Here is a 13,491-nt window from a genome sequence, read left to right as displayed (position 1 = left end):
TCGCCCGATTTCGCCCCAACCCTTCGGGCAAGTGCCTTGCCGGGCGGTCTGCGGCGTTGCGGCGCTTGTGGATAGCCGAGCTATCCACCGCGCACCGCGCCTTGCACCCCATCCCGGCAAGGCACTTGCGCGGCCCGGAAAAGATCGTGAACACGTTCTCAAACCCGCGCCGGTGTGTGGTTTCAGCAGGCTGCACAAAAAACCGGCATTCCTGCACTCCATGGGCCACACCCCCCGGCTTGCCCCGGAGCCTGCTCCACAGCAGCTACACTATTGATAGCTATCAGCGCTTATCCATTGCGCCCAAGAGGCCAAAATAGCTTGTAAAGCTGCCGCCTCCCGTCAACGCAGCCTTTCGCCCACCTCTCCCAACCCCACCACCGCCCGTGCCCCTTGCTTCCCTGTTCTGCCTGGTCGTCGCCATCAGCGACGGCGACACCCTCACCGCGCGCTGCGGCGCGCCCGGCGCCTACCAGCAGGTGAAGGTGCGCATTGCCGCCATCGACGCGCCCGAGTCGCGCCAGCCGTTTGGCCAGAAGTCGCGGCAGAACCTGGCGCGGCTGTGCTTCAGGCAGCGCGCCACGCTGCAGCCAGTGGATGAAGACAGCTACGGTCGCACGGTGGCCCATGTGCGCTGCGGCAGTGCCGATGTGGCCACGGCCCAGGTGCGCGCGGGCCTGGCCTGGGTGTACACGCCCTATGCCGAATCGCGCCCGGAGCTGGCAGCGCTGCAGCAGCAGGCGCGCAGCAGTGGCACCGGCCTGTGGTCGCAGAAGCGGCCGCTGGCGCCGTGGGACTACCGGCACCGGCGCAGCCAGCGCTGAGCTGGGCTGCAGAGGGATGGATCAGGTGCGCAGCAAAGCCAGCACGCCCTGGGGCATCTGGTTGGCCTGCACCACCATGGCGTTGCCCGCCTGCTGCAGGATCTGCTGGCGCGCCAGGGTGGCGGTCTCCACCGCAAAGTCGGTGTCGGTGATGCGCGCCCGGCTGGCCGAGAGGTTCTCGCTGCCGATCTGCAAGTTGGTGATGGCCGACTCCAGACGCGACGACTGCGCGCCGATGACGGCACGCTGGCTGTTCACGTAGTCCAGCGCGCGGTCTACCGACACGATGGCCTGCGCGGCCGAGGTGGTCACGTCCAGCGTGTTGCGCAGCCCCATGGCGCCCAGACCAATCGCACCCACGCGGGTTTCCAGGGTCTGGTTGGCGTTGGCGCCCACCTGGAACACCTTGGTGCTGATGGCGCCGCTGGTCGAGGCGATGTTTTCGTAGGTCTCGGTGAAGCCCTGCAGCGCGTCCTTGCCCGAGCGGCTGCCCTGGTTGGGCAGCGCCGCCTTGGCGTCGCGCACCATGCCGCCGTCCACGTCGGCGCCGCCAATGGCGCCGGTGTCGGCATTGTTCAGGTCAAAACTGCCGATGAAGGCCGCCCCGTTGAGCCCGTACTGCGTGAGCACATCGCCCGCGTTGGTGAAGGCCCCGGCCGAGGCTGCGCCAATGGCCGCGTCCAGCGTGGAGCCGGGGTTGTTGCTCATGTAGGTGAGCACATCCTTGATGCCGGTGCCGCCCGCCGTCTTGATGCGCTCGTGCATGTAGCGCACGGCCGAGTAGCTGGACGAGTAGAACTCGCTGGTATTGCTGGGCCCGCCAATGGCCGCCACCACCGCGGCCACGCCCAGGTTGGCCACGTCGGCGCGCACCCGTTCTTCGGCGCCGTGGATGAATTCGGCCGCGCCTTCGGCAAACCACAGGTGGCTGCCAGTGATGTTCTGCCAGTTGGTGGAGCGGGCCATCACCGCGTGCACCATTTCGTGGGCAATCACACGGTCGTTGTAGAACGGCGCAGAGCCCCCATTGGGCGGGTTGGGCGGCACGAAGTCGGCCATGTCCACCTGCAGCACCAGGTTGTTGCCCCGCCCCTGCCCGTCAAACCCGGTGACCTGCACATAGGCAGCCACACCGCCCGCGTTGTCGGTAAAGCCGGTGTAGCGGATGTCGATGGCCGCCCCATCGCCCTGCAGGCCAAAATAGGTGCGGATAAGGTTTTCGCTGCTCTCCAGCCAGCTGCCCGCGCTGGTCAGGCCATCAAACACGGACAGCAGGTTCTCGTCGCCCACCACGCTGGCGTCAGAGCGGTCGAACACGTCCATGCCGTTGAACTGCGTGGTGCGCCCGGTACGGTCAATCTCTTGCGCCAGCCGCGTCACCTCGGCCTGGATCGCCTGGCGGTCGGACGCGCTGTTGGTGTCGTTGGCGGCCTGCACAGCCAGCTCGCGGATGCGCTGCAGGCTGGCCGTGACGCTCTGCAGCGCGCCCTCGGCCGTCTGCATGAGCGACAGGCCGTCGTTGGCATTGCGCGCCGCCTGGTTCAAACCCCGTATCTGGGAAGTGAACCGCTCGGAGATCGCCAGGCCCGCGGCGTCGTCCTTGGCGCTGTTGATGCGCAGGCCCGAGGACAGGCGCTGCACGGTCGTGGCCATATCGCTCTGCGCATTGCCAAGCCGGCGCTGCGCATTCAGCGACATCACGTTGGTGTTGATCGTCAACCCCATGGCCAGCCCCGCAGCTCCTGGTGAGTGGTGGATAAATACACAGGCACCGCGCCCCACGCCACAGCGCCGGGGGCCCGGAAACCCGCTTCTCTGTCTCCTTATCGACGCGCTCCGGCAAAACCTGAATGGCGATTTCTGCGGGTCTTTACCTAAGCCGCCAGCGCGCAGGGGGCATCGCCGATAGCATCGTGGGGTCTTTCTCCCTCCTGGCTCCACCGCGCACAGCGCCCCGGTGCCAACCCGTCCCCGTTTGTCATGACCGCCCCCCCATCCCCTTTTGCGGCGCCCACTGCCGAGCCCACCAGCGTCTACCGCCATTCCGGTTTTGTTGCTTTTCTGATCGCCCGCGTGGTGGCCGTGGTGGCCACCCAGGTGCAGGCCGTGGTGGTGGCCTGGCAGGTGTACGACCTCACCCGTGAACCCCTGGCGCTGGCCTATGTGGGGCTGGCGCAGTTTCTGCCCATGCTGTGCCTGCTGCTGCCGGCGGGCGATCTGATCGACCGGTTTGCGCGCAAGCGCATCCTGGCGCTGGCCTGGGCGGTGGGCGGGGTGTGCAGCGCACTGCTGTGGTGGCTGTCGGGCCACGGGGCCAGCGGGGTGGCGGGCATCTATGCGGTGCTGGTGCTGTATGGCTGTTCGCGCGCGTTCTCGGGCCCGGCCATGCAAAGCCTGCTGCCGCAGATCGTGCCGCGCGGGCATCTGGCGCAGGCCATGGCTGCCAACAGCATGCTGATGCGCGTGGCCAGCATCGGCGGGCCCCTGCTGGGCGGGCTGCTGTATGCGCTGGGCGGCGGCGAGCTGACCTATGCCATGTGCTGCGCCTGCTTTGCGCTGGGGGTGGCGCTGGTACTGCGGGTTCCGGTGGCACACGGCACCGCCCCCGGGCCCACGCAGGGCACGATGTGGCAGCGTTTTGGCGCGGGCATCGGCTTCATCCGCTCGCGGCCCATCATCCTGGGCACCATTTCGCTGGACCTGTTTGCCGTGCTGCTGGGCGGCGTGGTGGCCCTGCTGCCCATCTACGCGCAAGAGGTGCTGCACGTAGGCCCGGCCGGCCTGGGCGCGCTGCGCAGCGCCATGGCCGTGGGCGAGGTGGGTGCCGGGCTGTACCTGAGCATGCGGCCCTTCAACCGCCATGTGGGGCGCACCATGTTCATCGCCGTGGCGGTGTTTGGTGTGGCCAACCTCGTGTTTGCGCTCTCGCACTGGTTCTGGCTGTCGTTTGCGGCGCTGATGGTGGCGGGAGCGGCCGACATGGTGAGCGTGTACATCCGGGGGGCACTGGTGCAGTTCTCCACGCCCGACACCATGCGCGGGCGGGTGAACGCGGTCAACATGCTGTTCATCGGCTCGTCCAACGAGCTGGGCGAGTTCCGCGCGGGCACCAGCGCCGCCTGGCTGGGCGTGGTGCCCGCCGCCGTGGTGGGCGGCCTGTGCACGCTGGGCGTGGTGGGTGGCTGGATGCTGGCGTTCAAGACCCTGCGCACGGTGGACCGTTTCGAGGAAGCTGCGCAGGCCAGCAGCTGAGCAGCTGAGCGGTTCAGCGACGGCGCAACAGCCCGTGTAAACAAGCTCCGGGGCGTTTGTGTCGCGCAGGTAAAACCCGCGCGGCAGGCTTGCACGGCGCGTTGGGGCGGAGCACCATGCGCTCCACTGCCTGCCCCCTGTGCGCCCCATGAACGCTCTTTCCGCCCCGCTCCCCGGCCCTCTTCACCGCCGCACCGTGCTCGCTGGCCTGCTGGGCATGGCTGCCTCCGCCCCGCTGGGCCTGGGCCGCGCCGCCGCCCCGGCGGGTACCGCTGGCTGGGCCAGCGCTGACGAAGCCACGCAAACCCGCCTGCTGGACCGCGTGACCTGGGGCAACACTGCCCAGGGCGCACAGGCGCTGCCACCGCAAGGGGTTGCGGCCTACCTGGCCGCGCAGCTGCGCCCCCCGCCCGCCACGCTGCCCCGCGCAGCCCAGGCGCAGATCGACGCCATGGCCATCACCCGCACGCCCTTGCCCGATCTGGCCGCGCGCATGGAGGCCCAGCACCAGGCCGCCAAGGCCCAGCCCACCGAGGATGGCCGCAAAGCCGCGCTCAAGGCCTGGCAGCAGGACATGCGCGCGCTGCAGCAAGAGGCTGCCGAGCGTTTTGTGCTGCGCGCGCTGTATTCGCCCACCCAGCTGCGCGAGAAGATGACCTGGTTCTGGATGAACCACTTCAGCGTGTTTGCGGGCAAGGGCCACCTGCGTGTGCTGGTGGGCGACTACGAGGAACGCGCCATCCGCCCCCATGCGCTGGGGCGTTTTCGCGACCTGCTGGGTGCCACGGTGCGCCACCCGGCCATGCTGCATTACCTGGACAACGCGCGCAACGCAGCGGGCCGCATCAACGAAAACTACGCGCGCGAGCTGATGGAGCTGCACACGCTGGGCGTGGACGGCGGCTACAGCCAGCAGGATGTGCAGGAGCTGGCACGCGTGCTGACCGGTGTGGGCATTGCACGCCAGCCAGACGGCGACGAGCCCCCGCGCATGAAGCCCGCGCTGCGCCGCCACTACGTGCGCGATGGCCTGTTCGAGTTCAACCCCCAGCGACATGACTGGGAGCCCAAGACGCTGCTGGGCCAGCCCCTCCGCGCCGAAGGCCTGGCTGAGGTGGACGAAGCGCTGGACCGCCTGGCACGCGCACCAGCCACAGCGCGTTTCATCACGCGCAAGATCGCGCTTTTCCTGGTGGGCGACAAGCCACCGCCCGCGCTGCTGCAAACCCTGGCCCGCACGTTCGAGCGCACCGATGGCGATATCGCCGCCGTGCTGGAGGCACTGTTCAGCGCGCCGGAGTTTCGTGCATCGCTGGGCCAGCGCTTTCGCGACCCGGTGCACTATGTGCTGGCCAGCCTGCGCCTGGCCCATGGCGACGCCGTGCTGCCCGGCGCCGAGCCCGCGCTGGGCTGGCTGCAGCGCCTGGCCGAGCCCCTGTATGGCCGCGCCACGCCCGACGGCTACCCGCTGGACGCGGCGGCATGGGCGGGCTCGGGGCAGATGTCCACCCGCTTCGAGATCGCCCGCGCCATCGGGGCTGGGGTGGCCACCGCCCCCATGCCCACCCCGCGCGAGAAGGAGATGAGGATGGCCGAGCAGTCGGCATCGCAGCGCACGCCCCCGCCGCTGGCGCAGAGTGCCTATGTGCGCGCCCTGCAGCCCACCTGGTCGGCCGCCACGCGCAATGCGCTGGCGCAGGCGGCATCGCCGCGCGAGTGGAACCTGCTGTTCCTTGCATCACCGGAGTTCATGCACGGCTGAGGAAATCACCATGCGACGCAGACACCTTCTTCAAGCCCTGGGCGCGAGCGCCCTCGGCGTGCACAGCGCCAGCGCGATGGCCGCCCCCGGCGCGCAGGACGTGCGTTTTCTGCTTGTGTTCTTGCGCGGTGGTTATGACTGCGCCAGCCTGCTGGTGCCCACGGCCAGCAGCTACTACTACGAGACACGGCCCAACATCGCCATTGCCCGCCCGGGGCAGGACGGCGGCGCGCTGCCGCTCACGCCCGACTGGGGCCTGCACCCCGTGCTGGCAGATTCGATGCTGCCGCTGTACCAGCAGCGCCAGCTGGCCTTTGTGCCGTTTGCGGGCACCGACGACCTCTCGCGCAGCCACTTCGACACGCAAGACAGCATGGAGCTGGGCCAGCCCGTGGGCGGGCGGCGCGACTACCGCTCGGGTTTTCTGAACCGGCTGGTGGCCGAGCTGAACCCGCGCACCGGCCACACCCCAGCCGCGGCCGCGCTGCAGCCCATGGCCTTCACCAGCACCCTGCCCCTGGTGCTGCGCGGCGCAGTGGATGTGCCCAACACGCTGCTGAGCGCGGCGGCGGGCCGCAGTGGTGTAGACGCGCGGCAGGCGCAGCTCATCGAATCCATGTACCGGGGCACGCCACTGGCCACACCCGTGGCCGAAGGTTTTGCCACGCGCGAAGAAGTGGCGCGCACCATGCAGGGCGAGATGGAGGCCGCCAGCCGCAATGCACTGAGCACCAAGGGCTTTGAAGGCACGGCCCGGCGCATGGCAAAGCTGATGCAGACGCGCTACCAGATCGGTTTTGTGGACGTGGGCGGCTGGGACACCCATGTGGGCCAAGGTGCGGCCACGGGCGCGCTGGCCAACCGGTTTGAAGAGCTGGGCCGGGGCCTGGCAGGCTTTGCCGACGAGATGGGCCCGGCATGGAAGCACACCGTGGTCGTGGTGGTCAGCGAGTTTGGCCGCACCTTCCGCGAGAACGGCAACCGGGGCACCGACCACGGCCACGGCACCGTGTTCTGGGTGCTGGGCGGCGGTGTGGGCGGCGGGCGCATAGTGGGCGAACAGCAGGCGCTGACGGCCACCACCTTGTTCCAGAACCGCGACTACCCCGTGCTCAACGACTACCGTGCCGTGCTGGGCGGGTTGTTCGCCCGGTTGTACGGGTTGAACGCGGCCGCCGTGGCGCGAGTGTTTCCAGGGACGAAGGGGGCGGACTTGCGGCTGGTGTAACTTGCGCCGATTGCTATATATTTAATAGCTATCAGTGCTTATTCATAGCGCGCAACGGCCGATTTTTATTCAAAACCGGCGCCTGCTTCAGGCATTGAAGGTGCCAGAGAGCAGTTCGGGCAGGCGCTCCACCTTCATCTTGAAGCCACAGGCCTGTGCATGCCCGCCGCCGCCCATGCTTTCGGCGAGTGCGATGCAGTCAAAGTTGCGCTGCGCACGCAGCCCCACCTTCACACCTTTTTCGCCCGCGCTCCACATCAGCGCAAAGGTGCCGGTCTTGGCCGAGAGCATGTCGCCCACCAGGCTGTGGAACATGCCGGGCGCATTCACCATCAGGCCTGCAATGCCGTTGAACACCAGGGGCTGCGCGCCCTCTGCGATGTCGGCGCAGAGCTTCTTGTACTTCTCGTCCATGGCCGCGCCGCGCACCATGAACTGCGCGAGCTGCTCGGGGCTGAAGCTGGCAATCTCGCTCCAGCGCGCAAAGTCCTGAGTCTCCATGTCGAGCGCCGACAGAAAGCGTGCGCTCTCTTCAAACTCCCACTTCCAGATATCACGGTCTTCCACATACTGCAGCAGCGGCGGTATGGGGGTATGCGGGTGGAAGAACTCCCAGGCCAGGCGCGCACCCGATTTGCTCATGTCGAAGTGCACCACGCCACAGCGGCAGGCAAAACCAGTGAGCTTTTCGGCAGCACTCTTGTGGTGGTCCAGCATCACCAGCTTGGCGGCGCGCTCGTCAATGGCCTGCAGGATCTCGGCCGAAAACGAAAAGTCGAGGATGTAGACAGTGCGGCCCGCCACAGGCGGCAGGTCGTCCACCGAGAGCACATCGCCATGGTCCAGCCCCCGGTACTCGGCGCTGTCGCCGTAGTACAGCCAGGCCGCCAGCGCGGCGCCAAAACCATCGGGGCAGTTGCGCCCGTGGTACAGGATCAGCGGTGCGGGGTCGTTCTTGTCGGGGGCAACCAGCAGTTGCAGGGGGAGTATGGTTTTCTTCGTCATGACCCCCAATTGTCGCCGGGGCAATAGGCAGCAGCGAGCGCAAAGTGCGCAACCGCCCACGCGCCCGGAGGGAACCAACCGGCGCGACCACACCTCCACCCCCTTGCGCCACACGGCGAAAGCCCTCCCCAAAGGCCCCCGATGTTCCAAACCCTCAAAGACCTGTTCGACAGCTTCACGCAGCCCACGCCGTCACAGTCACCCGCCGAGCGCGCACACACCGTGCAGCTGGCCGCCGCCGTGCTGCTGGTGGAGGTGGTGCGATTTGATGCCTCCATGGACGACGCCGAGCGCACCACCGTAGTGGCCGCCCTGCGCAGCAAGTTTGCGCTGAGCGACGACGAACTGGCCCGCCTGCTGGAGCTGGCCGTGACCACATCCCAAACCGCCTACGACTACCAGCGCTTCACCAGCAGCCTGAACGAGCACTTCACGCAGGACCAGAAGATTCAGCTGGTCGAAGCCATGTGGCAGGTGGCCTATGCCGATGCGCGCCTGGACGAGAACGAGATGCACACCATCAGCAAGGTGGCCGGGCTACTGCATGTGACGCATGGGGAGTACATAGCCGCCAAGATGCGGGCGAAGGAAACCGCGCTGCTGTGACCCTGTGCGGCGAGCCGCCTGACACCTCGCATTGACACCCCGAGTCGGCGGTCGGTATCTTCCCCCGCATGACAACTAGGAAAACGATGCAGGTGAAAGTCAGCGGTGCGTTGCTGGCTGTGGAGCAGGACGCTCACCCCGGCGCTGCGGGTGTACCGGTCCTTTTCCTGCACGCCAACGTCGCGGACCGACGCATGTGGCGGGCCTCCTGCAGCTGGCTGGCCTCGTTCCGCCCTGCCATCAGCTATGACCGCCGAGGGTTTGGCGAATCGCGCACTCTCGCACCCATGCCGCATTCCCACGTGGCCGACCTGTGGTCGGTAATGGATGCTCTTGGATATGAGCAGGCAGTTCTCGTCGGCTGCTCCATGGGCGGTCGTATTGCCATCGAAGCAGCCATGGCTCAGCCTGCGCGCGTGGGTGGCTTGGTGCTGGTGTCGCCCGGTGTCGGCGGCGCACCGACGCCAGAGCCCGTCGCCACGGTGAAAGAGCTCATGGACACCATCCATGCAACCGCATCGCGTGGCGACCTGGATGCAAAAAACGAACTGCAGGCCCAGCTGTGGCTGGACGGCCCCCTGAGCCCGCCGGGCCGGGTCGGAGGCGAGGCACGCTCCCTTTTTCTGTCGATGAACGGGACCGCACTGCGGGCGCCGCACCCGGGAGTGGCCGTCGAAGAGCCATCGGCATGGGCGCGGCTGGAGTCCATCCAGGCCCTCACGACCGTGCTGTGGGGCGATCTCGACCTTCCGCATTTGCAAGACCGATGCAGGCTGCTCGCTCAGCGCATCCCTGCCGCGCAAGGCACCATGCTGCCGGGCGTGGCGCATTTGCCTTCGCTGGAAGCCCCGCACCAGTTCAATACAGCCCTCCAGCGCTGCCTCGCCGGCCTCTGAGAATCTGTGGGCAACGGGGTGATCCATCACCCCGCCGCATCGCCTACACCGGCAACCAGCGCCACCAGAACGGTTTGCGCTCTTCCTTGGCACCCCGTGCCTGCAGCAAGGCGATGAACTCGGTGCGCCGGTACCTGCGTGCGGCCTCCAGCGGGGTCATGTCGTCAAAGTCGGAGCGCAGCCCGGGGTCGGCGCCGTGGGCCAGCAAGTAGTGCGCGATCTCGCTGTGCCCATGGATCAGGCTGGCCACCAGGGGTGTGCACAGAATCTCGGGGTGCTGGTAGTTGGGGTTCACGCTCGCACTGATGTGGTGGCGCACCAGCGCCAGGTCTCCCGCCACGGCGGCGGCGTACATGTCTTTCCAGTCTCCTGCCGACATGGGGTCTCCTTTTGGTGTTTTGGGGTTCGGCAGGGAACGCAGCACAACCCGACGCACCAGCATCCGGGCCCATGGCTCCCAAGCAAACCGTGGGCATTCTGGCATGCCCGGCCGCTCGGCCGGTGGCGCAGAGGCCCCATGCAACCGGCCTAGCGCCTACACCGCAGCCATGGCCCTTTCGCGCTCGGCGGCGGTCAGCACGCGCACAGCCACCACGGGCACACCAGTGGCTGTGAAGAAAGGTGTGCGGCGAAAGCTGCCAGTGAATCGCGCCGCCGCAATGCGGGGCATGAAGCCCAGCAACGCCCTCAGCTGGCTCCAACCTGTGCGGGGCGGCGTGCCCTGGGCGCTGGCGGTCTCCAGGTGCATCTGCACTGGCACAAACGCAGGCACAAGCGGTGCGCCACCCGCCCGCAGGCACAGATGGACCAGACCCACATAGGGCATGCGCCAGTCGCGCCCCGTATTGGCCAAGGGGGTGTTGCAACAGCGCGCGTACCAGCGCAGCAAGCCGCCTTCGGACAATGACAGGCAGGCCAGCTGATCGATGCCACTGCTGAAAGACACGTTGCGGGCATGTGTGCCCACCACCTCGGTACCGGCCAGGGCGTCCAGCGTCGCGTCGGCCTGGCCCAGGTGGTGGGCATAGGCCTGGCAGTCGCGGCAGTAGCAGATGGCATGGATGGCAGACCGTGTGTGTGCCACCTCGCCAACAAGCTGGCCACACTGGCATTGAAAACGATGGTTCATGGCTCCCTCCATTGGAACCACCAGCTTATCGCCCCTGCTGCCAGAATCTGTCAGCAGTGTGCGGGCGCCATGTAGTAAAACGGCGCGCACGGCACCGCCGCCCGTGCGTGCTGCCTGCCTTTTTCCTGCCACCCTTCCCCGCTTTCTTCCATGCCCCCTCCCCTGCACATCCTCTGGCGCGACGAGCACCTGGTGGCCGTGTACAAGCCTGCGGGCTGGCTGGTGCACCGCACGGGGCTGGACGCGGGCGAGACGCGGTTTGTGATGCAAACCCTGCGCGACCAGCTGGACCAGCATGTGTTCCCGGTGCACCGGCTCGACAAAGGCACCTGCGGCGTGCTGGTGATGGCGCTGCACAGCGATGCGGCGCGTGCACTGTCGCAGGCGTTTGAGCATGGCGCCACGCACAAGCGCTACCTGGCGATGGTGCGCGGATGGGCGCCCGGGGCCATCGAGGTGGACCACGCGCTCAAGCCCGATGACGCCCCGGCCGATGCGGCTGTGCAAGACGCCCACACGCGCTTTCGGCGGCTGGCGCAGCTCACGCTGCCCGAGGCCAGCGATGCGCGTTTTGCCACCACGCGCGCCTCGCTGGTCGAGGCCCTTCCGACCACCGGGCGGCGCCACCAGATCCGCCGCCACCTCAAACACCTGGCGCACCCCATCATCGGCGACGCCACGCACGGCAAGGGTCCGCTCAACCGCTGGTGGGCCGAGCGGCTGGGCCAGCAGCGGCTGTGGCTGCATGCCTGGCAGCTCACGGTGCCCCACCCGGTGACGGGGGCCGCGATGACCTTTGACAGCGGGCTGCGCTGGCCTGGGCCTGCAGACTGGGGCTGCGGGCACCTGCCTGCCGACGCTTCCACCGCGCCCCCTAGCACCGACTGGCAGCGGCTGTTTGTGCAGCTGCCCTGGCAAGAGACACCTGCCCCGGCCCCGTAACGCGGGCGACACGGCGTCGGCACACGCGTCGAAATAATGGGCGCTCCCAAAAATCAGGAGACACCGCCCATGACCGCACCCGCCACCAACCGCGTCCTTGCCCACACCGGCGCGCGCTACCCCATCATCCAGGTGCCCATGGGCTGGATTGCGCGCACGCAGCTGGCCTCGGCGGTGTCGCGCGCGGGGGGGCTGGGCATCATCGAGACCTCGTCGGGCGAAACGGCCAACTGCCAGGCCGAGATCACCAAGATGAGCGCGCTGGGCCTGCCCTTTGGCGTGAACCTGCCCATCCGCTTTTTGAAGGACGATGCCATGCTGCGCTTTGTGTGCGCGTCGGGTGTGAAATTTGTGACCACCTCGGCGGGCAGCCCGGCCAAGTTCATTGCGCCGCTCAAGGACGCGGGCATCACCGTCTACCACGCGGTGCCCACGGTGGACGCAGCGCTCAAATGTGTGGACGCAGGCATTGACGGCCTGGTGGTCGAAGGTGGTGAAGGCGGCGGCTTCAAGAACCCCGAAGAGGTCTCCACCCTGGTGCTGCTGCAAGCCATCCGCGCGCGGGTGGCTGTGCCGCTGGTGGCCGCCGGGGGCATCTGCGACGGGCGCGGCATGGCGGCGGCTTTTGCGCTGGGGGCCGAGGCCGTGCAGATGGGCACACGGTTTGTGAGCTGCGCCGAAAGCCCCGTACACGCCAACTACAAGAACGCCATCGTCGATGCGGGCGTGACCGGCACCTGGATGCTCAACACCAAGGCCAGCCCCTGCATCCGTGCGCTCAAGTCGCAGCGCACGCAGGCCATCCATGAGGCGGGCCTGATGCCCGCCGACAGCTTTGCAGGCATCCAGCGCGTGTACTTTGACGGCGACATGGAGGCCGCCCCTGCGCTGGCGGGGCAGACGGCCGGGCTCATCGACTCCATCAAGACGGCGCAGCAGATCATTGAAGAGACGGTGGCAGAGTTCTTTGCGATCAGCCAGCGCATGGGCGCCCTGGCCGCAGCGCGGTCGTTTGGTTGACGGCCGTTGCAGTGCGGTGGCGGGGCCCTACGCCGCCTTGGCTCCCAGCACACGCATGCGCGCCTTCCACTTCGCCACGCCTGCATCGCCCAGTTGCTCCACATGGCCGACCAGGGTTTCATGCACCGGGGCGATGCCCACAAAACCCAGGATATTGCGCTCCAGCGACTTCACGCTGTGTGCGCGAAAGTACCAGCGGTACACCAGCGCCGGCATGCCCATGGTGACCACCACACGCGCGCTGCGGCCCGTGAGGCCCTTGCGGCCAAACGTGTTGCCGCCTTCGGTGCTGAAAGCGAACCCGGGCCGCGCCACCTGCTCCAGAAAGCCCTTGAGCAAGGCGGGCATGTCGCCCAGCCACAGCGGGAAGAACAACACGATGTGCTGCGCCCAGCCGATGTCGGCCTGCGCCGGTTTCAGCGAGGCGGGCAGCAGACCCAGCTCCCACTCGTGCTGGCTGCGCAGCAACGCAAAGTCGATGGTGGCGACATCGATCTGGCGCACCTCGTGCCCTGCAGCAGTGGCGCCGTCGGCATAGGCCTGGGCCAGCGCATGGCACAGGTGCGGCGCCAGGGCGTCGGGGTGGCCCTGGATAAGCACAATACGTTCTGGGTCCACCCCACCTCCTTGAGGGCCAACGCCCCCCAAGACCTAACGCCTTGTGACTCTACGCCAGGTTTCACCGTTCGGCTAGACCGATGCTCCGTAGCACGAAGCCCAATGCCCCACAACGGCATACGGATCGTATACATCGCCATGTTTGGTAGCAGCCAGCGCTCTACCAGCAATCACCAAAGATCCATTTGGTCCGACCCTGATGGAGCGAA

Annotated in this window: 13 protein-coding genes; 8 read left to right on the top strand and 5 right to left on the bottom strand. The window is 67.6% G+C overall.

Annotated elements, in window-relative coordinates; all coding sequences use genetic code 11:
* Positions 1-386 precede the first annotated feature (386 nt).
* Positions 387-824 (top strand): thermonuclease family protein, encoded by a 438-nt coding sequence (locus AC07Z7_RS12240; RefSeq protein WP_494766396.1) that lies wholly within the window; start codon positions 387-389, stop codon positions 822-824.
* Between the two features lie 21 nt (positions 825-845).
* Here the strand turns inward: AC07Z7_RS12240 and AC07Z7_RS12235 are convergent, their stop codons facing one another.
* Complete coding sequence (locus AC07Z7_RS12235; RefSeq protein WP_094287282.1) at positions 846-2,549, bottom strand: flagellinolysin; 1,704 nt, start codon at positions 2,547-2,549, stop codon at positions 846-848.
* A 255-nt stretch (positions 2,550-2,804) separates the two neighbouring features.
* Here AC07Z7_RS12235 and AC07Z7_RS12230 point away from each other — a divergent pair, with 255 nt between their 5' ends.
* The 3 genes from AC07Z7_RS12230 (at position 2,805) to AC07Z7_RS12220 (ending at position 7,066) form a co-directional block, all read left to right on the top strand.
* Complete coding sequence (locus tag AC07Z7_RS12230; RefSeq protein WP_094287280.1) at positions 2,805-4,076, top strand: MFS transporter; 1,272 nt, start codon at positions 2,805-2,807, stop codon at positions 4,074-4,076.
* A 148-nt stretch (positions 4,077-4,224) separates the two neighbouring features.
* The gene (locus AC07Z7_RS12225) at positions 4,225-5,838 is read left to right on the top strand and encodes a DUF1800 domain-containing protein (protein ID WP_494766395.1); all 1,614 of its coding nucleotides are present in this window, start codon (positions 4,225-4,227) and stop codon (positions 5,836-5,838) included.
* Between the two features lie 10 nt (positions 5,839-5,848).
* Complete coding sequence (locus tag AC07Z7_RS12220; protein ID WP_494766394.1) at positions 5,849-7,066, top strand: DUF1501 domain-containing protein; 1,218 nt, start codon at positions 5,849-5,851, stop codon at positions 7,064-7,066.
* Between the two features lie 87 nt (positions 7,067-7,153).
* On the opposite strand, the gene AC07Z7_RS12215 is transcribed toward AC07Z7_RS12220, so the two are convergent.
* Complete coding sequence (locus AC07Z7_RS12215) at positions 7,154-8,071, bottom strand: DHH family phosphoesterase (RefSeq protein ID WP_494766393.1); 918 nt, start codon at positions 8,069-8,071, stop codon at positions 7,154-7,156.
* Between the two features lie 141 nt (positions 8,072-8,212).
* On the opposite strand from AC07Z7_RS12215, the gene AC07Z7_RS12210 reads away from it, so the two are divergent.
* Together AC07Z7_RS12210 and AC07Z7_RS12205 are read left to right on the top strand one after the other, a co-directional pair.
* Positions 8,213-8,677 (top strand): tellurite resistance TerB family protein, encoded by a 465-nt coding sequence (locus AC07Z7_RS12210; RefSeq protein WP_494766392.1) that lies wholly within the window; start codon positions 8,213-8,215, stop codon positions 8,675-8,677.
* A gap of 86 nt (positions 8,678-8,763) precedes the next feature.
* Positions 8,764-9,573 (top strand): alpha/beta fold hydrolase, encoded by an 810-nt coding sequence (locus AC07Z7_RS12205; protein ID WP_494766391.1) that lies wholly within the window; start codon positions 8,764-8,766, stop codon positions 9,571-9,573.
* Between the two features lie 43 nt (positions 9,574-9,616).
* Here the strand turns inward: AC07Z7_RS12205 and AC07Z7_RS12200 are convergent, their stop codons facing one another.
* On the bottom strand, positions 9,617-9,952 hold the full coding sequence (locus tag AC07Z7_RS12200; RefSeq protein WP_494766390.1) for an ankyrin repeat domain-containing protein: 336 nt from the start codon (positions 9,950-9,952) through the stop codon (positions 9,617-9,619).
* A gap of 156 nt (positions 9,953-10,108) precedes the next feature.
* Positions 10,109-10,702 carry a DUF6151 family protein gene (locus AC07Z7_RS12195; protein WP_494766389.1) on the bottom strand — a complete coding sequence of 198 codons (594 nt, stop codon included), beginning with the start codon at positions 10,700-10,702 and terminating at the stop codon, positions 10,109-10,111.
* Between the two features lie 150 nt (positions 10,703-10,852).
* Between AC07Z7_RS12195 and AC07Z7_RS12190 the strand changes: the two genes are divergently transcribed.
* Both AC07Z7_RS12190 and AC07Z7_RS12185 read left to right on the top strand, forming a co-directional pair.
* Entirely contained in the window at positions 10,853-11,644 is a 792-nt protein-coding gene (locus AC07Z7_RS12190; RefSeq protein ID WP_494766388.1) for a pseudouridine synthase, read from the top strand.
* Between the two features lie 69 nt (positions 11,645-11,713).
* Entirely contained in the window at positions 11,714-12,664 is a 951-nt protein-coding gene (locus AC07Z7_RS12185) for an NAD(P)H-dependent flavin oxidoreductase (protein WP_494766387.1), read from the top strand.
* 27 nt (positions 12,665-12,691) lie between these two features.
* Here the strand turns inward: AC07Z7_RS12185 and AC07Z7_RS12180 are convergent, their stop codons facing one another.
* Positions 12,692-13,282, bottom strand: a complete 591-nt coding sequence (locus AC07Z7_RS12180; protein WP_094287262.1) for an NAD(P)H-dependent oxidoreductase — start codon at positions 13,280-13,282, stop codon at positions 12,692-12,694.
* Positions 13,283-13,491 lie beyond the last annotated feature (209 nt).

It is taken from the genome of Acidovorax sp. GW101-11A03 (genome assembly GCF_059424825.1).
Note: the sequence above shows the minus strand (reverse complement) of the source record. Positions and strands in the feature narration are given on the sequence as shown.

Bases quoted from the DNA above. Each gene is read 5' to 3' on its own strand.
- AC07Z7_RS12235 (WP_094287282.1), bottom strand. From the start codon at position 2,549: ATGGGGTTGACGATCAACACCAACGTGATGTCGCTGAATGCGCAGCGC.
- AC07Z7_RS12230 (WP_094287280.1), top strand. From the start codon at position 2,805: ATGACCGCCCCCCCATCCCCTTTTGCGGCGCCCACTGCCGAGCCCACC.
- AC07Z7_RS12225 (WP_494766395.1), top strand. From the start codon at position 4,225: ATGAACGCTCTTTCCGCCCCGCTCCCCGGCCCTCTTCACCGCCGCACC.
- AC07Z7_RS12220 (WP_494766394.1), top strand. From the start codon at position 5,849: ATGCGACGCAGACACCTTCTTCAAGCCCTGGGCGCGAGCGCCCTCGGC.
- AC07Z7_RS12215 (WP_494766393.1), bottom strand. From the start codon at position 8,071: ATGACGAAGAAAACCATACTCCCCCTGCAACTGCTGGTTGCCCCCGAC.
- AC07Z7_RS12210 (WP_494766392.1), top strand. From the start codon at position 8,213: ATGTTCCAAACCCTCAAAGACCTGTTCGACAGCTTCACGCAGCCCACG.
- AC07Z7_RS12205 (WP_494766391.1), top strand. From the start codon at position 8,764: ATGCAGGTGAAAGTCAGCGGTGCGTTGCTGGCTGTGGAGCAGGACGCT.
- AC07Z7_RS12200 (WP_494766390.1), bottom strand. From the start codon at position 9,952: ATGTCGGCAGGAGACTGGAAAGACATGTACGCCGCCGCCGTGGCGGGA.
- AC07Z7_RS12195 (WP_494766389.1), bottom strand. From the start codon at position 10,702: ATGAACCATCGTTTTCAATGCCAGTGTGGCCAGCTTGTTGGCGAGGTG.
- AC07Z7_RS12190 (WP_494766388.1), top strand. From the start codon at position 10,853: ATGCCCCCTCCCCTGCACATCCTCTGGCGCGACGAGCACCTGGTGGCC.
- AC07Z7_RS12185 (WP_494766387.1), top strand. From the start codon at position 11,714: ATGACCGCACCCGCCACCAACCGCGTCCTTGCCCACACCGGCGCGCGC.